Origin of the sequence: uncultured Thiodictyon sp. (assembly GCF_903828115.1) — a bacterium.
In the GTDB taxonomy this organism is placed as follows: Bacteria; Pseudomonadota; Gammaproteobacteria; order Chromatiales; family Chromatiaceae; genus Thiodictyon.
In genome coordinates this window covers 1-21,940 of record NZ_CAIKKU010000521.1, presented here as the reverse complement: position 1 = coordinate 21,940, position 21,940 = coordinate 1, and the positions used below count along the sequence as shown (strand labels likewise).

Here is a 21,940-nt window from a genome sequence, read left to right as displayed (position 1 = left end):
GTCGCGGCTGAAGCCGCTCCCACAGCGTCGCTGCGCGACTTTCACGCGAAGCCCTCACGCTCAGCGTACTATTGACTCCGCACTGACTCGGCTCGGGAATCTGTTGGCGGACCCGGACTTGGCCGGTGTTGCCGAAGGCGCGGAGCCGGCGGATCAGCGGATCACATCTGAGGACAGATAACTGATGACATTTCTCGCATCCTTGCAGGCCCAGGCGATCATCGTTGGGATGGTCTTGGTGCCGCTTATCCTGATCGCAGGTGTTCTGGTCCTTTGGAAGCACTTCGTACGCAACCGCAATCGCCGCTCACCACTGACCACGGACCTGCTGCGGACCCCGGGGTTCGGGCTTCAGGAGCAGATCGACGCGCTCAACGACGACATCACCGTGTACTTAATGGCGACCACTTGGGTTCCGCTGATGCTGTTCGGCACCTATCAGCTTCCGACCCAGAACACACAGACCCTCAGCCCCCCGACCAACGGCATTCTTCTCGCCGCCGCCGCATTGGTCTTATTAGTGTTTCTGACCGTCAGGCTGATCCGCAAGGTCGACCTTTGCCAACGGTATCGAGAGGCACTGGCCGGCGAGTTGGCAACCGCCCAACTCTTGGAACCGATCATCGCGGGCGGCGGCCGGGTGCTGCACGACATCCAGGCCCCGGGATTCAACATCGACCATGTGGTGGTAGCCCCCGGAGGCGTCTTCGCCGTCGAGACCAAGCACCGGCTCAAGTCCACCCAAGGCAAGGGGAAGGAGCAGGCGAAGGTCACCTTCGACGGTCAGGCGCTGCGCTTTCCCGACTGGACTGAAACCAAGCCGGCGGAACAGGCGCGCGCCCAGGCCCGGTGGCTGTCCGAGCGCTTGACCAAGTCGACAGGGCTGGAGGTCAAGGCACGGCCGGTCATCGCCCTGCCCGGCTGGTTCGTGGAGAACACGAACCGGAGCGACGTGATCGCCACCAATCCCAAGGCTTGCCAGTTCATGCTCAAGGCGCGCGCCGACGAGGCATCGCTGACACCAGACGCGATCAAGCGGATCAGCTTTCAGGTCGAGCAGTTGTGCCGGATGCCGGAACCTGGTCAGGCGACCGAGCTCGCCGCCAAAGGGTGGAAGGACCGGCGCGCGGGTTGACCGTGCGGTTCCGCCTCACGCGGAAAACCGGTCAATGAGTACACCGTGGCGCAGCCCCCGGTCGCTGACCTCGAGCTGGTCCTGCCGGAACTTGTCGAGCAGCGTGCGCACGATCAGGGCACCGGCCAGGATGACGTCGGCGCGGCCGGGCTGCAGGCCCGGGACGGCGGTCCGCCCGGCCCGGTCCAGGCCGGCGTAGAGTGCAATCTGGCGCTCGATCTCACCGCGGGTGAGGATGGCGCCCTGGATCAGGTCCGGGTCATAGCGGGTCATGGCCAGGCTGACCGACGCCAGGTTGGTGACGGCACCGCCCATGCCGACCAGGGCGTCGGGCGGCGCGCTCTGGTCGAGCCGGGAGAGTTCGCGGGCGATGGCGGCCAGGGCCGCGTCCAGGTGGTCGCGCTCGACCGGGGCGGCCAGCCCGAACTGCTCGGTGATGCGCGCGGCGCCCAGGTCCAGGCTGAAACGCGCAAGCACCCGGCCGCCCTGCCCGATGGTGACCTGGGTGCTGCCGCCGCCGGTGTCGAAGACGGCGACCGCGCCGTCCGGCAGGCCGACCCCGGCCTGCACCGCGAGGTAGGCGAGCCGTGCCTCTTCGGCGCCGTCGATGACCTCGATCGCCACGCCGCACTGCTCCCGCACGGCGGCGATGAAGGCGTCGCTGTTGCTGGCGTTGCGCAGGCCCATGGTGCCGAGGGCGAGGGTCTGCGCGACCCCGGCGGCGCGCGCCTGCGCCGCCATGGCACAGACGGCGGCGAGGGTCCGGTCCCAGGCGGCGGGGGCGATCAGGCCGGATTCGCGCAGGCCCTCGCCCAGGCGGGTGACCTCGCCGCGGTCCAGGACGCGCTGCCAGCGGCTGGCGGGGTCACGCTCGCCGATATGGAACTTGACCGAGTTGGTGCCCAGGTCGAGGACGGCGACGCGCAGCGGGACCGCTGCCGCGCCGGGGCCGGGCGCCGCGGCGCCCAGTGATTTGAGGCCGCGGGGGTAGCTCTGGTTGGGCAGGTCCGCGAGCCCGAGCCGTTGCACCAGGGCGAGCACCGCCGCGGGGTCCTCGGACTCCACGGCCAGGGTCTGCGTCTGCGCCCCGCCGGCCGCGACCCGGGTCAGTTCGCTCATGCAGCCGTCCACCCGGTAGCGCGTGCGCTCCTTGTGGACGGCCAGCGCCTCCAGGCGCGGCTCCGGCGCGATCAGTTCCCGGGTCAACTGGTCCAGACTGTAGGCGGCGCGCGCCAGGGTCGGCGCGGGCAGCCCCAGGGCCGCGAAGACCTGGCCCAGGGTCGCCGCGGACAAGGGGAAGCCGGCCTTGAGGACCGGGCGCCACTGCTCCAGCCCGGCCCCGTCGGTCTGCTCCAGTTGCTTGATGTCCATCAGGTCATCCCGGACCTTGACGTTGGCGTCGCCGCGTTCTGAGAGCAGATAAATCTCGTCGCTCGACGCGACCGGGGGCGCCGCCGCGCCGGCCAGGGCGGCGAGCCGGGCGCCGGCCGCGCCGAGCCCGGCACCGAAGGTCCGCCACTCCCAACGGGGGACTGGGGTGTTCATGGCTCGTTCGCCAGCGCGCGTTCAGCGTCCGGCACCAGCGTCTGCGCCGCCGCGTCGCGCAGGGCCGCAGCGTGGTGCTCCAGGGCCCAGCGGGTCTTGGTCTGCTGCGCTGTATCCCGCTCGGCGCCGACCTCGGCGAGCAGGGCCATGAAGCCGCCGATGGCCACCGCCGCCTGGACCGCCGGGGCCTTGATCGAAAGCTCCATGAGACGCGCGCCATCGGAGCGCTTCCAGAGTTCCGCGGTGATGGGCCAGGGACAGGCCGGCGCCGTGAACTTCCAGCGGTTCGCCGTCAAGGGGCCCAGGACGCGCAGTGAGTCGTAGTCGATCGGTTGCCGACCCATGGCGGCCAGAAACTCGTCCTGCTCCCTGGTGAACAGCTTGCCGATCCCCTTATTGCCCGCGATCACTTGCTTGATCAGGCCCTTGGCCACCGGCTTGGTGAGCGAGGCCGACTTGGTCACGGCGGTCTCACTGGCGTCCGCCTCCAGCTTGAAGCCTTCACAGGCGCGCCAGGTCGCCGATACCTCGCTCGGATTCACCGGGCGGAACTTGACCGTGCTGTCGTGCTGGTCCCCGATGATGCGCCGTGCCCGGGCGATGACCCCCGCCTCGAACAGGGCGAGATCGGGTGTGTCGAAGAAATAGATAAAGCGCTCCTCATCATTGTCGACGCTCAGGGCGTAGCGGTTCAGCGCCTCCTCGATTTGGGCGTCCGGGATCGTGACCTTGATCTCGATGGCATCGACACCGGCAATCTCGCGGGCGACCTGCTCGCGGGTGGCGGCGCCTCTTTCGGCAATGGATTTCATCGTGTTGAGTCTCCGTGGTGGCAGGTGGGATAGAGCGCAGACTGCTCCCGGCAGTCCATACCGGCGGCGGCGAGCCCGGCGCGCAGTGCGGCCATGGCCGGCCCCAGGTCGCACCGCCCGCGCAGCCCCAGCAGGATATGGGGGTCGGCGCCGATATGGGGCAGGCTGAAGGGCTTGATCCCGTGAAAACGGCTACCCAGGGCCAGCATCAATGGGATCAACTCGCTCTCCGGCACCCCCAGGACCTCCAACGCCGCCTCCCGCAGGGGCTCGGCGCTGCCCTGGTAGTGCCCGAGCACCCATTGTGCCATCGGCCAGGCCATCTGCGGGAAACCCGGCAGGAACCAGTGCCCGCGCAGTGAAAAGCCGGGGATCTGGTTGTGCGGATTGGGGATCAGGTCACAGCCCGCGGGCAGGTCCGCCATTAAAATGCGGTGAGGGTAGGCGGTAGCGCCAAAGCGCCCCTCGATCAGGGCGCGCGCCCCCGGGTGACGCACCAGGTCGAGGCCGGCCGCGGCGGCGGCGCAGGCCCGGGTATGGTCGTCCGGGGTGGCGCCGATGCCCCCGCAAACGAACACCGGCACCCCCAGGCCGAGCGAGATGCGCAACTGCCCGGTCAGTACCTCGGGGTCGTCCGGCAACAGCCAGTGCCAGGCCAGACAGTGCCCGCGCGCGGCGAGCAGTTGTCTGAAGAACGGCAGGTGCGCATCCGTGCGGGGACCGTTCAACACCTCGTCGCCGATGACGATGAGGCCGAAACCGGACGCGCCGTCGGCAGCGCTTGGGCCCTTATCCATTGGTCGTCGTGCCTCTCTTGGTGGTCCGGGAGGTCCTGATATCACTCACTGGTTCGACGCGCCTGCGCGCTGCCTGAAGATGCAGTCGAGCGCCGGCTGATTGGTGCCGGTCGGGTAAAAGGCGTTGATATTGCTTGCGTACTCCGCGGCCGGAATCTGACCCAAATAGAACTTGCTGGTCACGTCGACGAACACGACATCGTTGTTGCTCGTGCTCAACAGCCAGTTCAGCGGCTGATTACCCACGGACAACTTGCCGCAGTTCGCCTCGATGCGGTCGAGGAAGGCCTCGGCGCCCGGATTTTCGATCAATGCGTCCGGAGAAAAGCCATTGGTCCCACAGCCCGCCGCACCCAGGATGCCGCCTGCCAGCAGGGCGGCCGACAGCACCCGGGCGTACCCGCTTGGATTGCTCGTCATCATCATTACCCCTTGCGTGCCTCACTCATGGCTCTGGGGCGGATTGCCCTTGAGCCGATAAACCAGCCCGGTCTTGGTCGTACCCAGCGCCAGCCAGTTCCGTCCGGCCTGCTGCAAGGCGATGAAGAACTGGCGGCAGCGTTCAATCGCCTTCTCGTGCAAATCGTCCCGGCGCTTGAACTTGGCCTGAAATGCGAACTCGCCGCACAGGGTATGATGATCGCCGCGCTCACGCCAGACGGCGATGTTCGACGCGGCCGTCACCCCCTTGCCGAAATCCAGCGTACCCAGGTCCTGCAAGACCTCCTCGACGATGGTCCGGTTCACCAGTTCGACCCGCTCGGCAGCGGACGCCTGCAGGAGCGCCAAGGAGGGGAACACCTGCACCAGAGTCCCCATCGCCGTGCGGTCACCCTCGGGTGCCTGGCTCAAGGGAAACTGCGCGTTGTGCGAATACAGCACCCGGTACCCGCCCACCTGATCGCGCAACGGCAGGGCCTCGGCCTTGAACTTGATGCGGTAGTTGCCGGCGATCTGCGGCCGCACGTCCAAGGCGGCGGCCGTTTGCAGGTCGGGGTGACGGAATTTAAGGACGATCTCCGGATCACCTACGCGGAAGCCGTGCTCGTAGAGGGTGCGCTTGCGCAGGATGAAGGCATTGTTGTAGAGGCGAAAATCGGCCGTGTCCAGGAACACGATCTCGCGCAGTTCGGGCTTGAGCACCAGGCCCTGGTTCAGCACGCCGATCCCGAATTGCCGCGCCGTCTGCGCCACCAACTCGCCGTACTCGAGGAAGACCTGGGCCGACGTGAAGCGCTCCGGCTTCAGGATCAGCTTGCACTCGAGATAATGCACCTGATCGAGCGGACTCCCGTCGCTGTATTGCCCCGGCTGCACGCGGTCGTCCACCCCGAGCCGCCCCGGCGTCGCTACCATTTCTGTCATTGCCGAACCTCCCCAAAAAAACTGAAAGCCGTACCCCAGGATGCCGTAATCCAGTTTCCTAACCAAATTGAAAAATCGCCCAGCGGGCGATTTTTCAATAGAGGTAGATGAGGGCCACCAATGCGATGGTCACGACCATCGTCAGCAGCAGCAGCGGCAGGCCGACCTTGACATAGTCGCCGAAACGGTAGCCGCCGGGCTCCATCACCAACATATTGACCGGCGACGACACCGGTGTGACAAAGGCGGCACAGCAGGCGATCGACACCGTCATGGCGAAGGCCTGGGGCGACACATGCAGTGACTGGGCGGCCTGAATCGCAATCGGCGCAATCAGGACGGCGGTGGCGGAGTTGGAGATGAAGAGCCCCACCACCGCGGTCACCAGGAACAGCACCGCCAGCATGGCAATCGGCCCCAGTGACCCGAGCGCGGCGACCAGTTGGTTTGCCATCAACACCGTCGCCCCGGTCTTGGTCAGCGCGGTTGCCAAGGGCAGCATACCGGCAATCAGCACCACCGTCTTCCAACTGATGACGCGGTAAATGCTGTCCAGTTTGACGCAGCCGGTGGCGACCATCAGCAGCGCGGCGATCAGCACGGTCGCCGTGTTCGGCAGCAGTTCCAAGGCCATCACCGTGATCATCAGCGCCAGAATGCCCACGGCGGCCGGGGCGCGGCCGCGCGCGGGCAGCCGCTCCCGGTATTCCGCCGGCAGCGCCAGAACCACAAAGTTCTGCCGGTCCTCCCCCAACCGCCGAATATCGTCCCAGTCACCCAAGACCAACAGGGTGTCACCGAAGTCCAGGGGCTCATCCACCAGATTCATGGTGAGCGGCTTACCGCGATGCCGAACCGCGATCACGGTGGCCCGATACCGCCCGCGAAATTCGATTTCACGCAGGGTCTTGCCGATCAATTTGGATTCCGGCGCGAGCATGATCTCGGCCGCCCCCACCTCCTGCAGGACCTCATAGCGCTGCCGATCGCTCAGCGGGGGCAGTCGGATCAGGCGGTGCGCCGCGATCAGGGACTCCACCTGCGGGGCGTCCGCGACGACGATGATCGCGTCCTCGACCTCGAATACCGTCTCCGGCAGGGCCGGCACCCCCTGCATCTGACCGTCGCGTTGCCGCTCCAAGCCCACGATGACACAACCGAAGCGACTGCGCAGCCGGGCCGCGGCCACCGATTGCGCCAGCAGGGGGGAACCCGCGGGAACGCGCAGGCGGTGCCACCAAGCGGCCAGCCCATAGGCAGTGATCAGATCGACCACGCTTGCCTGGCGCGCGCCGTCGGCCGCGGCGCTGCGGCTCCGACTGAGCCAGTTGCGCGCCGCCAGCATGAAGAGCATGCCCACGGCGAGCACGGCCAGACCAAAGGGCGCCCAACTGAAGAAGCCGAGCGGGGCCAGATGCTGCGCACGCAAGGCGGCCTCGACAATCAAATTGGGGGAGGACGCGATCAGGGTCATCATCCCGCTGGTCAGGGCCGCGACGGACAACGGCATCAGCATCCGCTTGCGATTCAATCCGGTCTTATCGGCAATCGCCAGCACCACCGGAATCAGCATGGCAACGATCGCCGACGAACTCATGAAGGCCCCGACCCCTCCCGCCAGCGCCATCACCAGCGCGATCAGGCGCGCCTCGCTGCCGGCGCCGGCCCTCAGCACCGCATCCCCCAGGCGATGCGCGACCCCGGTGCTCACCAGGGCCTCGCTGACGATGAACATGCCGGCAATCAGGACCACCACCGGGTCACCGAACCCGGCCAGCGACTCTTGGGGCGTCAGTACACCGCTGAGCATCAGCGCCAGCACCACGAGGATCGCCACCATATCGGCGCGCAGGCGTCCCCAGGCAAACAGCGCGATGGCGCCTGCCAGGATGCCGAACACGATCATCATGTGGTCGGTCATGCCCGCCCCCGCGCCTGAAGCCGAGCCGCAGGGACCCCGTGCTGCCTACAGCTTCTTTTCAAGCTTCTTGATCTCGGCCTTCACCTGGTGCCAGCACGACCCCAAAGGCGCAATACCTGGTATGCATGATTCACTCCGTCAACAGTTTTCGTTCGCTCGGTATAGCCCATAAAAACCGGCAGCATACCCACCGGGTTGAGCAGCGCAAACAAGGTGGCGCCGAAGGTGCTGAGGATGGCGGTTGCGCCCATGGTCTGAATTACCTTTAGATCGCGCTGACCCCAGGACCTGGAAAGGGCCGCGCGGCTTGGCTCATGGTCTCTCTCGGGTCGCGCCGAGGCAGCGCCTCACTCACCGCCGCGCGACCAGGGATCGTCGCACGACGGGCGGGAGCGCGGTGCGTCAGTGCAGCAGTTTGGCCCGCGGCAGGTGGAAGAGCAAATCCGCGCGCGGTCACCCGCATCCCTCCAACTGCGCAGGACCCACTGGCCTGCCATCGACCAGCTTCAGCCTTGGCGCGCTCCAAGGCTGAAGCCTTGGACTCCAGGGGCTTGGGCTGCGGTGCTTAACTTAACGGCAGTGAGCCGTAGGGGTGGGGACGATCAGCGCGCGGGCGAGCGAGTTCGCACACAACCGCCACTCGCTGCACCAGAGCCGGAGCGTCAATGAGCATGTAACCGCGGACTGCCCGCCCTTGAATCTGAGCTGCAACTGAGCCGGCGCGTTGCGAGCGACGACAATTGTGAGACCGAAGTATGTCCTGTGGCTACTGGTCACGGTCGTGTTCGCGGCCTGGTACCTGGTCGATCCGCAGGCCAAGGGTACCGATTACAAGGCCCCCTCCCTGGCGGGGCTGGTCGCGGCCTGGCCGCTGCCTGCCCTCGACGCGGGCGGGGCTCAGGCTCGCCGGTGATGGATGCGCACGGCCTGATGCACGGTCGCCGTGCCATGCACCGCCCCCCGGGGCCGGAATCGAGCGGACCAGTATCCCTAGGTCCATGCTGATGTTAGAGATTTCCGGATCGTTCAGGGCCCTGCCGCAAAATGTAAGGCCCCTGCCCCACTTTCACACTTGACTGAAGGCGCCGATCCGTCTTAAATACGGGGCTGCACAGCGCTGCACGGTGAACTCCCAGCCTTCGGGAACCAAAGCACGCTCGGCAGGCAGTTTTTCGCGTCCAAGCCCAGGTAGCTCAGTTGGTAGAGCAGGGGACTGAAAATCCCCGTGTCGGTGGTTCGATTCCGCCCCTGGGCACCATAAAATCAGAAAGTTCGGCCCGCAAGGAGACGCGCAGATTCGCCTAAAACGCCCCCTTTTGCGTCCCCTAGTGTCACCCAAGGTGTCACCCAAGCGAAGTTATCCACCGGGGGCGCGCCCTTTTGATAGCAGGGCAAGCACAACAACGGCTTAGACGGTTCCCGTCTGGGCCGTGTTCGTTTGGGTCGCGTGTGGGAGAAATCGGGATCGGCCCCCGGCCTTGAGGTTGCCCCCGGCCTTCATGTGCAGCCGCGCAGTGACCAGGTGCCGGGGCGTGGGCCGCTCGGTCCTGCGAGGTCGCCGCCCTTGGTGCCGCGGTGCATATCCACCATGGCGCCGACGATCAGCACGAGGTAGTGGTGGGCCGCCGGCAGGACCTCGAACACCCTGCTCGCGCTCCCCCTTCCACCACGGCGCCGACGATGCCGCCCTTGAGGTTGCCCGGGGTCCTGTCCGCGGTCGCCAGGTAGGGCCGGACTGCGCCCCGTGCGTGACCAGGCGCACCCGAGTATCAGGGGTCGGAATTATCCGTTACTGCAACGGATTTAGCCTCACTCAAGCGGCGCAGCAGTTCGCCCGCAATCCGCTCGACCTCGAACGGCAGGCGTGCCCGGTAGGCGGTGCCGAGCCCTTCAAGCAAGTGCGAGTCGGCAACCTCACTGATCGGCCGCTCGCTGCCCTCGAAGATCCACGTTCGCGCCCGTTCCCGAAGGGCTGCACTACGCTGCGCCGGGGTCCGCGCTCGCCCGGTTGGGGGCCGTCCGCGCGTCTTGGTGGTGCTGGTGTCTGGCATTTATGTTGCTGCAACGGTTAATAGTCCGTTAATTATCGTTGCTGAAACGTAAATAGCAAGGTGTCACGATATGATGGTGGTCGGTTTCGGCCTGGTCTGCGGACCCGAGTCCGTTTGTTCTCGTGCATGGCGGCATTGGATGCTTCAGCTTCTGAGCCACCCCACACGTTCAAGCGGGTTGCCTCAAAGGCCAGGTCCATCGGTCCACCGATGCCGGATCGGGTCTTAGGTGCTCGCGAACAGCAGGACGCGCTTGCTGTCTCGCGCGGACACGGCTTGCACTCCGTCGCGCTGAAAGTCCGCCAGCGCCTCGTCGTAGGCATCTTTCTGGGCGCGCTCTGATCCAGGCTCCGACACGGCAAACAGGACTCGGTCCGGCAGGGTCCGGCGCTCGCGCAGCATGTTGATTCGGCCGCGCCAGAGGAGCGCATGATCGCGTATCTTGCTGGGCTCGTCTTGGGCCAGATTCAGGGCCTTGATCGCCCTGACGGGGGTTTCGCCGCGATGTTCTACCAGGGGGAAGGTCACATGATAGCCGTCGTCCCCGATCCGCCAGCTCTCGAAGCGTGCCGCGAGATGGGCGCCTTGAAGCAGGGCGCGCAAGGCCCGCTCCATCGCTGTCTCATGGTATTCCGGGGTCGCGAAATCCCTCTCCACGTAGCGGCTGAAAAGGTGGTTCAATGTTGTGGCTGGGTCATCCGCCATGACCACTCTCGGGTCGCTGTAGCGAACGATTCCCTCGCGGGGGCGGACGATTTCATGGAAGACATCTTGGGCGAAGGCGGCGCCAGCCCGCTCCACACCGGGGCCGAAACCTCGTTCCGTGAGTACGTGCGAGAGTCGCTGCAGGTCGGCGCTTACCGTTGATACCGCGGCCTTGTAAGTACGGCCATCAAGCCCCTCGAAAAATCTGGTAATGCGAGCATACCGACGGGCCTCTAGTCGGTGGCCGAAGAAGCCCGCGCGCGGGGCCAAAAGCACGATGCCGACGTTCGCAAATTCGTCGGTTTCGACGAACGGGGCGAAACGGATGATGGCGTACTGGCAGGCTGTCTTGGTCACGGTATCATCCAAAAATCTTTTTCAGAACAACGGGCTAAAGTATTAAAGGCGGCCGTGAAGTCGAAATCCGCGGGAATAGTCATCTCTGGGTCGGCGAAGTACCAGGCGGGCGGGATAGTGTCGACGATTTCCTTCCAGCGTCCCAGGGCCAACTCCAGCCGCTTGGCGAAGTCATCGCGCCGCACAATATCATCAAACAACTCAGGAATCCGGGCGGAAAACGCATGGAGTTTTCTGAAATCTACGGGATCAAAATACGTATCAAATGCCTGGTTGTGGTCAAAGACAAGCAAATTACGTGCCGCCGGGTCCCAAAATAGGTTTGGATTTCCGCCTGTCGCGGTTAAGGTGCGGTCTCCGTTGCGAAGCCACCAGTCGAAGGCTAGCACACTCCACTGAACCGCGTGCGGTACCTGGACGACCGCGCTAGGCGAAAGCTCGATCAGGGGGTGCCTCGCAGAGCCGAATGCTGGCCCAGCGCCCAGTTGGCCAAGATCCGGTCGGCCGCCGATCTCGATCAGGTCCGGCGGTACCTCGACGATGGCAAAGGGCGGGATGGGAATCTCCAGAGCGTGCCCCAGATTGGCGGCGATCCATTCGCAGATTTGGCTGCGTCGTCCGGCGCCGATGCCCTTGACGAAGTAGATCAGTTCGTCGTCACCGCGGCAAATAAAGGGCCTCGTGACGCCTTGCTCCGAGCGCTTTAACACTTCCGAAATGATGACTGTCATATTGAATTCAGGGCTAGCCCGCCGACAATCAACTCTGATAGCCGCGTGGCCCAATCCGTGCCCCGCCCCCGCGCAACCCATCCTGTATCTGTTGTGCAATGCTGCGCCCCCTCGAAGTCTCGGCCGAATCGCCGATCCACAGGAACACCCCTCGCCCGTTCATGGCCCGCTGCCAGGCCAGGCCCATCTGCCGCTTACGACTGTCGAAGGGTTCCAGATAGCCGCCCTTGTACTCCGTTACCAGCAGGCGGGTATCTGTCAGGCGCCCCAGGAAGTCAGGATAGAACCAGTCCCCGTGCTCGGACGGGCACGGCAACCGGAAGCTCCGCGGGTGCCGATCCAGGTTGCGCAGCCAGACTTCCACCTCGGGCAGGCTGTCGAGCACGGCTGCCACGTCGGTTTCCGGGCGGTTCATCTCGCCGACCACGGGGTACAGGTGTTTCCTGAACACCCTGCCGCGCAACGGCTTGGTGGGGCGGTAGTCCGTCTCGGGCCTGAACCCGACGAATACCTCGGGGGCGATAGTCAGCGGCGAGTCGGCCCCGTCCTGGAAGTCGAACAGGTTGCTCAGGCCGCGCTCGGCCGCCTTCAGTGCGCATTGGTCAAGGCACTGGGTCAGACGGCCTTGCAGGCGGTACTTGTGGACCCTCAAGGCGTCCAGGCCGTGGGTCTGCTCCAGGTGGGTGATCCACCCGGTAAGGTACGCGATCATGTCCGGCTCGGTGGTGTCGGTGCGCCGACACTCCCGAGCCAGCCAGTAGACCAGCCAATCCCGGTCCAATTGCTCGCTCAATGCACGTTGGGGCAGGAGGTTGATCGTTGCCTCGGAAATCCTCAGATGCCCGGCCGCGTCCGCGTCGATCTCGCTTGTGGTCGCCTGGCGGTCGTTGCTCCAATCGCAATCATGGGGCGGGCAGTCGCGGGCTGAGAAGCGCCCATGGTGGCGCAACTCCTCGGCGGTCGCCTCGCCCAGGATCAATTCTTCTTGGCGCCAGGCGAGTAACGGCAGGGTCAGGGTCTCGCCCCGTTCGGCCGGGCAGCGCAGGGCCACTGCCTGCCGGTAGGCGTCGCGGACGGGCTGGCGTTGATTGGCGGGCAGGCGCTCGCACAGGCGGTCGATGGCCTCGGGCGGGGCCTCGGGTTGGATGCGCAAGGTCGTGCTTTCGGCGCTCTGTCGCGTGATGGCGATCCCGGCCAAGTCGCTGCCCGGCAACCCGTCCAGATTGGGCGGGGCGCCCGGCAGGACCACGGATGTTCCGCGCCGCACCGCCAGCAGGTCGTCGTCCTCATCAAAGTGAAAGGGCGTTTGCACCGCCTCCTGCGCCTGGTCCCGGTCGAATCCAAGCGTCACCAGGGCGTCGCGTAGTTGCTTGGCCGTCGTCTGAAAGGCGCCATGGGTGACGTGGGCATAGGCCCGGTTCAGCGGGTCGAAACGGCTGGCCTGGGCGTTGGGCATCCGCAGGACCCGCCCGAGAAGCTGTTCGATGTCCTTGGGCGAGCGGATATTGGCGACCGAGCACAGCACATAGGCCCAAGCGCAGTCCCACCCCTCCTTGAGTGCCTGCACCGTGATGATGTGGCGAATCTTGCATCCGGGCAGGAACAGGTCCACCCCGTCGATGCCCCGTTGGGTCCCGGTGGCAATGGCAATCTCGTCCTCGGCAATGTCCTCGTTCTCGATCAGGTGGGCGCGGATCGTCTCGGGCGTCACGGTGCCGTCTTTGCGCTCGGCCTGATACAGGGCGATGGGGCGGATGCCGCGTCCGTCCTGGCGTGCCAGGTCTTCCAGCATGGCGCGTTCCCGCACCGCGCCGGCTATCGTGGCGGTCCAGTCGCCCCCGTACTCCGTGACCACGACAGGCAACTTGATCATGGTCGCGTCGCGCAGTTCACGGGCGGACACCCGCACCAGCACGTTGCTGCCGCTCTTGGGGTCGGCGGCGGGGGTCGCGGTCAGTTCCAGGATGAAGGCGGGCGCGAAGCGCTTCAGGGTGTCGAAGGACAGGGACGTGCGGGCGTTGTGCGCCTCGTCCACGATCACCAGCGGGGGCCAGGCCCGGCAGAGATTCACGAAGGATGCCAGCACCCGGCCCTGTTCGTCCGTGTCCATGTCCGGAGCGGCGGTCAGGCGCTCGAAGGTGGCGTCCAACCCCTCGTGCCCGGCGTAGACCTTGCGGGTGTCCATCTTGTCCACCCGCAACGCCTGGGTCGTGCAGACCACAATCAGGGCCTTTTGGTGCACCTCCTGGGGCAGGATGCCGGTCGCGTCCTCCAGGCTCAGGACCCGCACCCGGTCGATGCCGAACTGGGCATTGAGTCGCTCCCGATAGGGGTGTTGCGGGTCGCGCAGGGTAGCGGCGGTCTGGTCCAGGATCGCCTTGCTTGGCACCAGCCACAGGGTCAGGGGGTAATCCTGCCCGGCGAACTGGCGCAGCACCGGGATGGCGTCGGCGGCCAGCACGGTCTTGCCGCCGCCGGTCGGCAGGCGCAGGCACAGGTAAGGGGTCCCGCCGAAACCTTGGTCCCGATAGGCCGGCTCGTGGCTCGCGATCTGCGCGAAGGCGCGATGCGGGCCGATCTCCGCGGCCCGTCGGGCAAAGCGGGTCAGGGTGTCCAGGGCGGCGATCTGGTAGGGCTTGCGGTCCATCATGCATTCGCCTGATAGGGGAGTTGGCGAAAGCGCAGGTTGAGCGCGGCCAGCCGGGATTCATGCAGGCGGCACGCCTCGCCGAACACCACGCGGGGGCCGTCGTGGGGCGCCAAGACTTGCAGCAGAGGCGCGGTCAGGACGTTGCCGCCCGCGGGCCGGCGGTCCCCCAGGATGCCGTTATACAGCAGGTAATAGGCGGTGCCTTGGTGGACACCCAAGAGCGGTGTCGTGGGCACCTCGGCCAAGGGTTGGCGGGTCTCCCGATACCAGACCCAGCGGGCCAGATCGGCGAAGCCTACGCCGGGCCTGATGCTGCCGCGGCCGTCGAATACCGGCTCGCCCAAGCGGCAGAAACGGAAACCGCCGCCGCCTTGCCAGTTGACTTCCTTGCTGATTCCGCCCTGTTCGCCGTCGATGACCTTCCGCAGCCGCGCGGCGCAATGGGTCTCGGCGTGGTCGCCCATCTCTATCCCGATCCAGCGGCGACCCATCTTGTGGGCTACGGCCGCAGTCGTGCCGGAGCCTAAGAAGCTATCGAGAACAAGGTCGCCGGGGTTAGTAGCGATAACAAGAATCCGTCGCAGCAGTCGCTCGGGCTTGACTGTAATGAACACTTCGGAAATACCGTCGACAAGAGCCTTTATTTCGTTCTTGGCTTGCGCATTTTCTCCTGAATCTTGATAGCCCCAAATTGTACCAGGCACAACGGATTGCTTTACCTCGCTCAGGAATGCCTTCTTACGGGGTACGTTATTACCGTCGCGGCCCCACCAAATCATTCTATCTCTATCCATTTGCTCGAAATTTTCCTTTGAGACCGTCCAATATCGACCCTGTGGTGGAGAGAACTCTTTGCCGGTCGGACCGGTTACGCTGTAGCTTCCTTTGCTGTAGAAATTTCTCGCGTGTACTGCGCTATCAAGCCAGGGACCGCGATGATCATTGTCAGGGTTCTTGAACGCTGAATTTTGCTTCTCGGATCTTGGAAGATGATTTATAGTGACCTTGTCGAATTGCTTTGAATAAATCAGTATATGATCGTGCTGTTCCGAAAAGAGTCGAGCGGTATTCTTGAGCGTATAAACCTTTTCCCAGCAGAGTCCGGTAACGAAATTTCCGCGGCCGAATACCTCGTCCATCATGACTTTCAAGTAATGCCCCTCATTATCGTCAATCGTCACCCAGATCGACCCGTCCTCGCTCAATAGCTCGCGCAGCAATTCCAGCCGCGGATACATCATCGACAACCAGATGGAGTGCTCGCGGTTGTCGTCGTAATGCTCGAAGGCTGAGCGGGTATTGTAAGGCGGGTCGATGAACACGCACTTGACCCGCCCGGCGTAGACCGGCAACAGGCCCTTGAGTGCGTCCAGGTTGTCGCCCTGGATCAGCAGGTTCTCGGTCTCGGGCTCGCCGTAGCTCAGGCTCGGCACCGCCACCAGGGGCCGGTAGGGCACGTCCCGGATGGCCACCACGGCGGCGTCTTTTCCTGTCCAGTGCAGAGAGGGCATGTCGGGCGGATTTCGCGTTGAAAAGGGATGCTAGGATGGGTGAAGAACTCCCCGCTGTAAACGTCCGTGCGGTGTCGTGCCGCTGCCGTAGGCACATCCCCCTGATTCTGTTCTTCAAGGCCACGCGGGGCGGGCCGCTGACAGCCGGAGAACTCGCGCCGCGGCAGGCCCGCCCGGCGTGCACCTTCGATGCCGGCCAGTGTTGCGCCGTCGCTCTGCCCTCGGCGCCGGTCGTCTGGCTGTCCCCGCGCGCGTGTCCCTGGGGCTATCCCCAAGACTTGGCCGGGGCGGCCCGTCAAGAGTGCTGTCCGCAGCCCATCAGGGTGCAGACCCCTGGCCCAGCACCCGCGCACCTGTTAAGGTCCGCCTGGGTGCCGGGCAGGTCAATTCCAGGGGCGGCAGGCGTTACCGGGTAACAGGGGGTAGCATGAAGACTCGCATTATCACTCCGCCCCGGATGCTAGCCATGATCTGATCGAATTGCCGGTGCCGAATCTTCAAGCAAGCATTACCAAAACGGAGCCAGGACATGCGTGATCGTTTTCAAACGCCGGATCTTTTTTCAACGCTGGATCTCTTTCAAGCGCCGACTCAGTACCACGGTGATTTTGACGCCGACCGTGAGCTAATCAAAGTGACCACGTCGCCTTCGGGCTATGGACCCCCTGTGCCATCATACTCACTGGTGGTCAAACGACACCGTGACGATTTCTTCATCGAAACGACCGAAGTCTGTGAAGATAAAGAACGGGCTTGGCGTACACCGCTCGATCCAAGAGAAACGGATTCGTACCTGAGTCGGCTGCATGGTATGAGCGTGCCAATATGCGCCGAAAGTCCAACGGTGCCTGATGGCGAATATATCGAGATCACAGTGTTCGGCCTGAATGCTCGACTCACACTAGGCTGGTGGTCAGTTCCCCCTGTGGGCGCTGAATATCTTGCCGAACTGGTGGACTGGGTGCTTCGGTCAGGCACGCCCGATGACGATACTGATGTACTTGGATCGACAGTCCATCTATGAAGGGGTGATTCAGAGTATGCTCAAGGATCTCCACGATGTGTGCGCACCCTCCGAAAGCGAAGGTATCGACACAGGATACGACTTCTTCGGCTTACTAAGACGGAAGGGAGCGACAATTTTTTTTACCAAATGTCTATGGACACGTTGCGAGACGATCTGTTTTCAAAAGTTAGGGCGCTGGATGACGACAGCCAGATCGCACTGCTGTTGCCCCTCAGTGAGGATGACACCGATGAACTCTTTCGAGCTAGCGACATTTCAGAATGGGCTAGCTGTCTACGAAATGAAACTGCTTGGGTTAGCGAGATGCTAAACGATGTGCTCGGTCGAATCCCGGCCCGGTATCGCCATGAATAGATGACTACTAACGCTTCGCCATGGTCTAAGCTGGCCGTGGGAAAGGCCATTTGCGACCATTCCCAGATGGCTCGGGCACCCGATAAGGCAGATCAAAGGCGAACGCCAGCCACGAGCGTTTATCCATGCGCGGCAGTTCGTGTGTGGCGGGTAACCGCTTTAACGGTATCGATGGTGGCGGGTCCTCAAATCATTCACGGGCGGCTTTTTTGCTTTCGATCTTCACGGGGCGCGGCAGCGTCCAGTCCCGCGCAGGGACCCAGTGCCGAACCCAGAACTTTCACCCGTGTCATGGCCCCCCCTCACCAGGGCCTTCAGGCGCCCGGCCCCGGGGGTTGCCCCAGACTTCAACCGCAAGCGCGCGAATCGGTGCCATTCTGGAGCATGCATGGGTGCCGTTCGCGCGTGCGCTGTACTACGCCCGCCCAGTGCAGGTCGTCAGTGCGGGGCGAGTGCTGGTCAGGAAGACCAGGGCAGGCCAGGCGCGTGGCCTTGGGCGGGTCGGCCTGACCTCGAACCCGGTCGACGGCCTGTCCTTCATGGTGTTCCGGGATCGCGCTGCCGAGCCAGAGGTGGACCTCGCCGACTGAGCCCTCGTCGGCCGGGCGCAGCGCAATCTTGTGGACCAGCGCTAATGCCCGGCTAGGGCGATCCTGTCAGGGGTGCCGACCTCTGGCCCGGCAGGATCGCGCCGGGTCAAGCCGGCCGGGGTATGGCGCCAGCCGCTAGAGGACCCAGCGCGGCAGCATGGGCGTCGGGCCAGCCGAACTGGACAACCAAAGGGCCGACTTGCAGGCGCGCCTCAAGGCATCCGACAACCTTGGGGCCGTGATTGTGCGACCTACAAGCGCGCACGTGCGCGTGTGTGCCCACGTCATGGGGTTAGGTGCGCATGGTTCCCGCGGGGAGCCTTTTCTGGAGAGCAAGGTTGGACCGCCACGCTTGGGGTTCGCCAGCCGCTCAGCGAGCGTTGCCGTCGTGCCTCTGCGTGCTCGGGGCCAGCGAGTGCCGCCTGACCAGTGCGAGGTTCTGGGCCGATCGCGCCCGGCCCCCTGGCGTCTTGGGTCCGGTGCTCAGTCCGCCGTGGAGTTTGCAGCGACGCTTGCCCGGTCGGGGGGTTGGGGAACCTGGCGCAAGGATACCGTAATTCTCATTTCACTCGGGCCGCATGATGAAACTCAGGCGCCGGCTGCCCGTCAGGATGTATTGACGGTGGGGCGCGAGCCCCGGGCCTGTGGCGATGAGTTGGACCTGCTGCTCCCCGCGGCCCGGGACCTCCAGGGAGAAGCGACCCAGCGCGTCGGTCTGGGTCTGCAGGCCCTGCTCGGGCAGGGCGACCGTGACGCCGGGGATGGGCCGGCCCGCCCGGCGGCGCTTGATCAGGTCGCGCACGGCGCGCCACTCCAACCCGCACCACTCCTTGCGCTCGTAGTCCGCGCAAAAAAAGACCGCGATCAACTCGGAGTGGTCGTGGTAGAGGGACTGGAGATAGGTGTCCAGATCCGGGCGGGCGAACTCGGGCTCGTACCAGGCGTCGTAGAGGACCGCCTGCCGGCCCAGGTCCGCGGCCAGCCGCTCCGCCACCTGGGCGACAAAGGGGCGCTGCTCGCCGGGGAAGGAGAGTGCAACGCGGAAGCGCTTGGGGGACTCCAGGGTCAAGCGACCCCGAACAACCGAACGTAGTTTTCGCTGGTGGCCCGCGCCAGGTCTTCCACCGCCATTCCCCGCTCCGCGGCGATGCAGGCGGCGACCAGGGGCACGAAGCGGGGCTGGTTGGACTTGCCGCGATGGGGCACCGGGGCGAGATAGGGCGCGTCGGTCTCGATCAGGAGTCGGTCCAGGGGGACCTGGCGCGCGGCCTCGCGCAGGGCGACGGCCGTCTTGAAGGTGACGATGCCGGAGAAGGAGACATAGAGCCCCAGGTCGAGCCCCCGGCGGGCCGTCTCCCAGTCCTCCGTGAAGCAGTGCAGCACGCCGCCCACGGCGTCCGCGCCCTCCTCACGCAGGATGCGGATGCAGTCCTCGCGGGCATCGCGCATATGAATGATCAGTGGCTTGGCGCAGGTGCGGGCGGCGGCGATGTGGGTGCGCAAACGCTCGCGCTGCCATTCCAGGTCCCCCTCGCTGCGGAAATAGTCGAGCCCGGTCTCCCCGATGGCCACCACGCGCGGGTCCGCCGCCTGGGCAACCAGGTCCGCGACGCTCGGCTCGGGGCCGCCCACCTCGTTGGGGTGGACACCTACGGACACCGCCACCCAGGGGTAGGGGTCCACCAGGGCACGCATGGCGGGGTAGGCGACCAGATCGATGCAGGCACACAGAATACGGGCGACCCCGGCCTCCCGGGTCGCGGCCATCAGCCGGGCGAAGTCACCCTGGTAAGGGGTCAGGTCGACGCGATCGAGGTGGCAGTGGGAGTCGGTGAACATGTGGTCAGTGGGCGGTGGGTTGTTGCTTTGCATTGAAGCGCCATTTTCGTTGTCGTTGTCGTTGTCGTTGTCGTTGTCGAGTTTATCGTAGCGCCCAGGATTCTCTCGCACCCCAAAGTGCATCGCTTCTCCGATTACGATTACGACAACGACAACGACAACGACAACGATATTGACCACTCCCTACATGGTATGCGTCGGCCGCTCGGAGTTCAGGACACCGACCAGATACTCCTCGATCTTGCGTCGGGCCACGCCCTTGTCCTGCTCGCTGAACTGGACCCCGACCCCGACCGCCCGGTTGCCCTCGGCGCCGGGCGGGGTAACCCAAATTACCCTGCCGGCCACTGGGATACGGTCGGGCTCGTCCATCAATTGGAGCAGCAGGAAGATCTCGTCGCCCAGTTGGTAGCGCTTGGTGGTCGGGATGAAGAGCCCGCCGTTGCGGATGAAGGGCATGAAGGAGGCATAGAGGGCGGCCTTGTCCTTGATCGCGAAGCTCAGTATGCGCTGCTGGCCGCCGATGGCGCCGCCCGGGACGCCCGCCGCGATCCCGCTCGGAGTAAGGGGGGTACTCATCACTTAGTCTCCTTAAGGTTTAATCGACGCTGACCGACGCGCGCCCATTCGATCAGGAGCGACTCCAACTGCATCAGCGCATTGACGGTGCTCTCCAGCAGTCCCCTGGCCTCGAAAACCCGCCGCAGCAGCCGCTGGGCCGCACCGGGGTCGACGTAGGCGGCGAATGCACCCAGCGCCGGCGCCAACCCCGGGTCCGCGAGACGCGGCGGCGCGGGCGAGGCCATCAGTCGCAGCAGGTCACAGAGACAATCCGCCAGGCAGTCCAATGATAGCCGCGCGCCCACCGCGTTCCAAGCCACGGCGGCGGCCACCGGGTCCAGTTCACCCCGGCCGATGCCGATGAAGCTGCGCACCAGGGTATCACGGCTATCGAGGGTCGCCTGATCGAACTCCTCCAGGGCCCGCAGGGGGGCGCCATAGGCCAGGCGCAGACGGGGCGCCGCGGCCGCGCCGAGCACGGGGGTCAACCAGGCAAGGGCCTGGTCGGACGGCGGTACCGCCAGCTTGAGCAGTTGGCAGCGGCTGCGGATCGTCGCCGGGAGCCGGCCGGGCTGTTCGGCGATCAGCATCAGCAGGGTGTTGCCCGCGGGCTCCTCCAGGGTCTTCAAGAGCGCATTGGCCGCAGCGGCGTTCATCCGGTCCGCCGGGTCGATCAGGATCACCTTGCGCGCCCCGCGCACCGGGGTGAGGACGGCGCGTTCGGTCAGTTCACGGATGGCATCGATGGGTATCTCCCCGGACTTGGACTCGGGATCGGGCGCCACGCGCGCCAGATCGGGGTGACTCCCGGCGGCGCTGAGGCGGCAGTCCGCGCAGACGCCGCAGGCCAGACCGTCCGGGCGCGGCGTCGGACACAGGAGCGCGCGGGCGAACAGTGTCGCCAGGCGCCGCTTGCCCAGGCCCCGGGCACCGACCACCAACAGCGCATGGGGCAGCCGATCCGCCGCCTGCGCCTGCCGCAACCGCGCCCAGGCCGGTTCCAGCCAGGGAAGCAGTTCGCCGTCGGCGGGGACTCTGGTCAAGGAATCAGTCATTTGCGGACAAACAATCTTCTCTCGATTCCACGAACTCGGCGACGATTCGAGCCACGGCAGCGGTGACCTCGTCGAGCGGCCGGGTCGCGTCCAGCACCCGATAGCGTTGCGGGCAGGCGGCGGCTCGCCCGCGATAGACGGCGCGGGCGGCCGCGAAGAAGCCCAGCCGTTCCGCTTCAAAGCGGTCCGGCTCACCCCGCCCCCGCGCCCGCGCCAGGCCGAGTTCCGGGGGCAGATCGAAGAGGAGCGTGAGATCCGGGCGCAGTTCCCCCTGGACCAGGTCCTCGAGCGCCGCGATGCGCGCCGGGGCGATCCCGCGGCCCCCGCCCTGATAGGCATAGGTGGCGTCGGTGAAGCGGTCGCACAGTACCCAGGTGCCCGCGGCCAGGGCCGGCGCGATGACCTGGGCCAGGTGCTCGGCGCGGGCGGCAAAGACCAGCAACAGCTCCGTGGTCCCGCCCATGCCCGTATTGGCCCGATCCAGCAGCAGGGCGCGGATGCGCTCGGCGATCGGCGAGCCCCCCGGCTCACGGGTCGTGACGACCCCGCGCCCGCGCGCCCGCAGCCAGTCCGCCAGGGGGGCGATCTGGGAGGACTTGCCGGCCCCTTCGATTCCCTCGAAGGTGATGAATCGTCCGCGCTCGGTCATCCCAGTACCTTGTTATAAATAATTTTTTTCGCGTAACGACCCCAACGGGGTCGCACATACCAGCCCAGGGCAACGCCCTGGGTATGGGGTATTGTAGCGTTCAGCCCTGAAAGGGCGTGACATAACGGCGTGGCTCCTTATGTCACGCCCTTTCAGGGCCAGGCCGACTAAACAACGCTATCCCAGGGCGTTGCCCTGGGCTGGTATATCGCGCCCCTGCGGGGCTTGAGCAGCCTTTTCGCGCCATTGTCGTTGTCGTTGTCGTTGTCGTTGTCGTTGTCGAGG

23 protein-coding genes and 1 tRNA gene are annotated in these 21,940 nt (G+C 65.3%); 5 read left to right on the top strand and 19 right to left on the bottom strand.

Annotation, left to right across the window (positions count from 1 at the left end; all coding sequences use genetic code 11):
* The first annotated feature begins 184 nt into the window (after positions 1-184).
* Positions 185-1,135: a nuclease-related domain-containing protein gene (locus tag QZY48_RS19240; protein ID WP_295434215.1), complete on the top strand. Its 951-nt coding sequence runs from the start codon at positions 185-187 to the stop codon at positions 1,133-1,135.
* Positions 1,136-1,150: 15 nt separating this feature from the next.
* Here QZY48_RS19240 and QZY48_RS19235 read toward each other — a convergent pair whose 3' ends face one another.
* The 7 genes from QZY48_RS19235 to QZY48_RS19205 all read right to left on the bottom strand — a co-directional run bounded on the left by QZY48_RS19235 (position 1,151) and on the right by QZY48_RS19205 (position 7,826).
* Positions 1,151-2,680: a hypothetical protein gene (locus QZY48_RS19235; protein WP_295434213.1), complete on the bottom strand. Its 1,530-nt coding sequence runs from the start codon at positions 2,678-2,680 to the stop codon at positions 1,151-1,153.
* Entirely contained in the window at positions 2,677-3,492 is an 816-nt protein-coding gene (locus tag QZY48_RS19230) for a hypothetical protein (RefSeq protein WP_295434211.1), read from the bottom strand. The genes QZY48_RS19235 and QZY48_RS19230 overlap by 4 nt, the downstream gene beginning before the upstream one ends.
* Positions 3,489-4,289, bottom strand: coding sequence for a molybdopterin-binding protein (locus QZY48_RS19225; RefSeq protein WP_295434209.1), 801 nt, complete (start codon positions 4,287-4,289; stop codon positions 3,489-3,491). Before QZY48_RS19225 ends, QZY48_RS19230 begins: the two co-directional genes overlap by 4 nt.
* Positions 4,290-4,334: 45 nt before the next feature.
* A complete protein-coding gene (locus tag QZY48_RS19220) occupies positions 4,335-4,709 on the bottom strand; it encodes a hypothetical protein (protein WP_295434206.1) in 375 nt (124 codons plus the stop codon).
* Positions 4,710-4,730: 21 nt separating this feature from the next.
* On the bottom strand, positions 4,731-5,654 hold the full coding sequence (locus tag QZY48_RS19215; RefSeq protein WP_295434204.1) for a hypothetical protein: 924 nt from the start codon (positions 5,652-5,654) through the stop codon (positions 4,731-4,733).
* A gap of 94 nt (positions 5,655-5,748) precedes the next feature.
* Positions 5,749-7,575 carry an SLC13 family permease gene (locus QZY48_RS19210; RefSeq protein ID WP_295434202.1) on the bottom strand — a complete coding sequence of 609 codons (1,827 nt, stop codon included), beginning with the start codon at positions 7,573-7,575 and terminating at the stop codon, positions 5,749-5,751.
* Between the two features lie 80 nt (positions 7,576-7,655).
* Complete coding sequence (locus QZY48_RS19205) at positions 7,656-7,826, bottom strand: hypothetical protein (RefSeq protein ID WP_295434200.1); 171 nt, start codon at positions 7,824-7,826, stop codon at positions 7,656-7,658.
* A gap of 491 nt (positions 7,827-8,317) precedes the next feature.
* Here QZY48_RS19205 and QZY48_RS19200 point away from each other — a divergent pair, with 491 nt between their 5' ends.
* Positions 8,318-8,488, top strand: a complete 171-nt coding sequence (locus QZY48_RS19200; RefSeq protein WP_295434198.1) for a hypothetical protein — start codon at positions 8,318-8,320, stop codon at positions 8,486-8,488.
* Positions 8,489-8,757: 269 nt separating this feature from the next.
* Positions 8,758-8,833: transfer RNA gene (locus tag QZY48_RS19195), tRNA-Phe, on the top strand.
* A 239-nt stretch (positions 8,834-9,072) separates the two neighbouring features.
* Here QZY48_RS19195 and QZY48_RS19190 read toward each other — a convergent pair.
* The 6 genes from QZY48_RS19190 to QZY48_RS19165 all read right to left on the bottom strand — a co-directional run bounded on the left by QZY48_RS19190 (position 9,073) and on the right by QZY48_RS19165 (position 15,580).
* On the bottom strand, positions 9,073-9,219 hold the full coding sequence (locus tag QZY48_RS19190; protein ID WP_295434196.1) for a hypothetical protein: 147 nt from the start codon (positions 9,217-9,219) through the stop codon (positions 9,073-9,075).
* Between the two features lie 125 nt (positions 9,220-9,344).
* On the bottom strand, positions 9,345-9,626 hold the full coding sequence (locus QZY48_RS19185) for a hypothetical protein (protein WP_295434194.1): 282 nt from the start codon (positions 9,624-9,626) through the stop codon (positions 9,345-9,347).
* Positions 9,627-9,851: 225 nt separating this feature from the next.
* The gene (locus tag QZY48_RS19180) at positions 9,852-10,688 is read right to left on the bottom strand and encodes a DUF3037 domain-containing protein (protein ID WP_295434192.1); all 837 of its coding nucleotides are present in this window, start codon (positions 10,686-10,688) and stop codon (positions 9,852-9,854) included.
* On the bottom strand, positions 10,685-11,419 hold the full coding sequence (locus QZY48_RS19175) for a HipA family kinase (protein ID WP_295434190.1): 735 nt from the start codon (positions 11,417-11,419) through the stop codon (positions 10,685-10,687). Before QZY48_RS19175 ends, QZY48_RS19180 begins: the two co-directional genes overlap by 4 nt.
* Before the next feature lie 28 nt (positions 11,420-11,447).
* On the bottom strand, positions 11,448-14,069 hold the full coding sequence (locus tag QZY48_RS19170; RefSeq protein ID WP_295434188.1) for a DEAD/DEAH box helicase family protein: 2,622 nt from the start codon (positions 14,067-14,069) through the stop codon (positions 11,448-11,450).
* Positions 14,066-15,580 carry a site-specific DNA-methyltransferase gene (locus QZY48_RS19165; RefSeq protein WP_295434186.1) on the bottom strand — a complete coding sequence of 505 codons (1,515 nt, stop codon included), beginning with the start codon at positions 15,578-15,580 and terminating at the stop codon, positions 14,066-14,068. The genes QZY48_RS19170 and QZY48_RS19165 overlap by 4 nt, the downstream gene beginning before the upstream one ends.
* 529 nt (positions 15,581-16,109) lie before the next feature.
* Between QZY48_RS19165 and QZY48_RS19160 the strand changes: the two genes are divergently transcribed.
* On the top strand, positions 16,110-16,604 hold the full coding sequence (locus QZY48_RS19160; protein ID WP_295434184.1) for a hypothetical protein: 495 nt from the start codon (positions 16,110-16,112) through the stop codon (positions 16,602-16,604).
* A 749-nt stretch (positions 16,605-17,353) separates the two neighbouring features.
* On the top strand, positions 17,354-17,551 hold the full coding sequence (locus QZY48_RS19155; protein ID WP_295434182.1) for a hypothetical protein: 198 nt from the start codon (positions 17,354-17,356) through the stop codon (positions 17,549-17,551).
* Between the two features lie 370 nt (positions 17,552-17,921).
* Here QZY48_RS19155 and QZY48_RS34915 read toward each other — a convergent pair whose 3' ends face one another.
* The 6 genes from QZY48_RS34915 to tmk form a co-directional block, all read right to left on the bottom strand.
* Positions 17,922-18,101, bottom strand: coding sequence for an HGGxSTG domain-containing protein (locus QZY48_RS34915; protein ID WP_366929734.1), 180 nt, complete (start codon positions 18,099-18,101; stop codon positions 17,922-17,924).
* A 15-nt stretch (positions 18,102-18,116) separates the two neighbouring features.
* Complete coding sequence (locus QZY48_RS19150; protein ID WP_295434180.1) at positions 18,117-18,620, bottom strand: TIR domain-containing protein; 504 nt, start codon at positions 18,618-18,620, stop codon at positions 18,117-18,119.
* Positions 18,617-19,390, bottom strand: coding sequence for a TatD family hydrolase (locus QZY48_RS19145; protein ID WP_295434217.1), 774 nt, complete (start codon positions 19,388-19,390; stop codon positions 18,617-18,619). Before QZY48_RS19145 ends, QZY48_RS19150 begins: the two co-directional genes overlap by 4 nt.
* Before the next feature lie 183 nt (positions 19,391-19,573).
* On the bottom strand, positions 19,574-19,969 hold the full coding sequence (locus tag QZY48_RS19140; protein ID WP_295434178.1) for a PilZ domain-containing protein: 396 nt from the start codon (positions 19,967-19,969) through the stop codon (positions 19,574-19,576).
* On the bottom strand, positions 19,969-20,994 hold the full coding sequence (holB, locus tag QZY48_RS19135) for a DNA polymerase III subunit delta' (RefSeq protein WP_295434176.1): 1,026 nt from the start codon (positions 20,992-20,994) through the stop codon (positions 19,969-19,971). The genes QZY48_RS19140 and holB overlap by 1 nt, the downstream gene beginning before the upstream one ends.
* Before the next feature lie 4 nt (positions 20,995-20,998).
* Positions 20,999-21,655, bottom strand: coding sequence for a dTMP kinase (gene tmk, locus QZY48_RS19130; RefSeq protein WP_295434174.1), 657 nt, complete (start codon positions 21,653-21,655; stop codon positions 20,999-21,001).
* Positions 21,656-21,940 lie beyond the last annotated feature (285 nt).

Excerpts from the sequence above, each read along its gene's own strand:
- QZY48_RS19145 (WP_295434217.1), bottom strand. The coding sequence starts at position 19,390 with ATGTTCACCGACTCCCACTGCCACCTCGATCGCGTCGACCTGACCCCT.
- QZY48_RS19235 (WP_295434213.1), bottom strand. The coding sequence starts at position 2,680 with ATGAACACCCCAGTCCCCCGTTGGGAGTGGCGGACCTTCGGTGCCGGG.
- QZY48_RS19230 (WP_295434211.1), bottom strand. The coding sequence starts at position 3,492 with ATGAAATCCATTGCCGAAAGAGGCGCCGCCACCCGCGAGCAGGTCGCC.
- QZY48_RS19205 (WP_295434200.1), bottom strand. The coding sequence starts at position 7,826 with ATGGGCGCAACCGCCATCCTCAGCACCTTCGGCGCCACCTTGTTTGCG.
- QZY48_RS19160 (WP_295434184.1), top strand. The coding sequence starts at position 16,110 with ATGCGTGATCGTTTTCAAACGCCGGATCTTTTTTCAACGCTGGATCTC.
- QZY48_RS19240 (WP_295434215.1), top strand. The coding sequence starts at position 185 with ATGACATTTCTCGCATCCTTGCAGGCCCAGGCGATCATCGTTGGGATG.
- QZY48_RS19175 (WP_295434190.1), bottom strand. The coding sequence starts at position 11,419 with ATGACAGTCATCATTTCGGAAGTGTTAAAGCGCTCGGAGCAAGGCGTC.
- QZY48_RS19170 (WP_295434188.1), bottom strand. The coding sequence starts at position 14,069 with ATGATGGACCGCAAGCCCTACCAGATCGCCGCCCTGGACACCCTGACC.
- QZY48_RS19185 (WP_295434194.1), bottom strand. The coding sequence starts at position 9,626 with ATGCCAGACACCAGCACCACCAAGACGCGCGGACGGCCCCCAACCGGG.
- QZY48_RS19165 (WP_295434186.1), bottom strand. The coding sequence starts at position 15,580 with ATGCCCTCTCTGCACTGGACAGGAAAAGACGCCGCCGTGGTGGCCATC.
- QZY48_RS19220 (WP_295434206.1), bottom strand. The coding sequence starts at position 4,709 with ATGACGAGCAATCCAAGCGGGTACGCCCGGGTGCTGTCGGCCGCCCTG.
- QZY48_RS19225 (WP_295434209.1), bottom strand. The coding sequence starts at position 4,289 with ATGGATAAGGGCCCAAGCGCTGCCGACGGCGCGTCCGGTTTCGGCCTC.
- tmk (WP_295434174.1), bottom strand. The coding sequence starts at position 21,655 with ATGACCGAGCGCGGACGATTCATCACCTTCGAGGGAATCGAAGGGGCC.
- QZY48_RS19215 (WP_295434204.1), bottom strand. The coding sequence starts at position 5,654 with ATGACAGAAATGGTAGCGACGCCGGGGCGGCTCGGGGTGGACGACCGC.
- QZY48_RS19140 (WP_295434178.1), bottom strand. The coding sequence starts at position 19,969 with ATGAGTACCCCCCTTACTCCGAGCGGGATCGCGGCGGGCGTCCCGGGC.
- QZY48_RS19210 (WP_295434202.1), bottom strand. The coding sequence starts at position 7,575 with ATGACCGACCACATGATGATCGTGTTCGGCATCCTGGCAGGCGCCATC.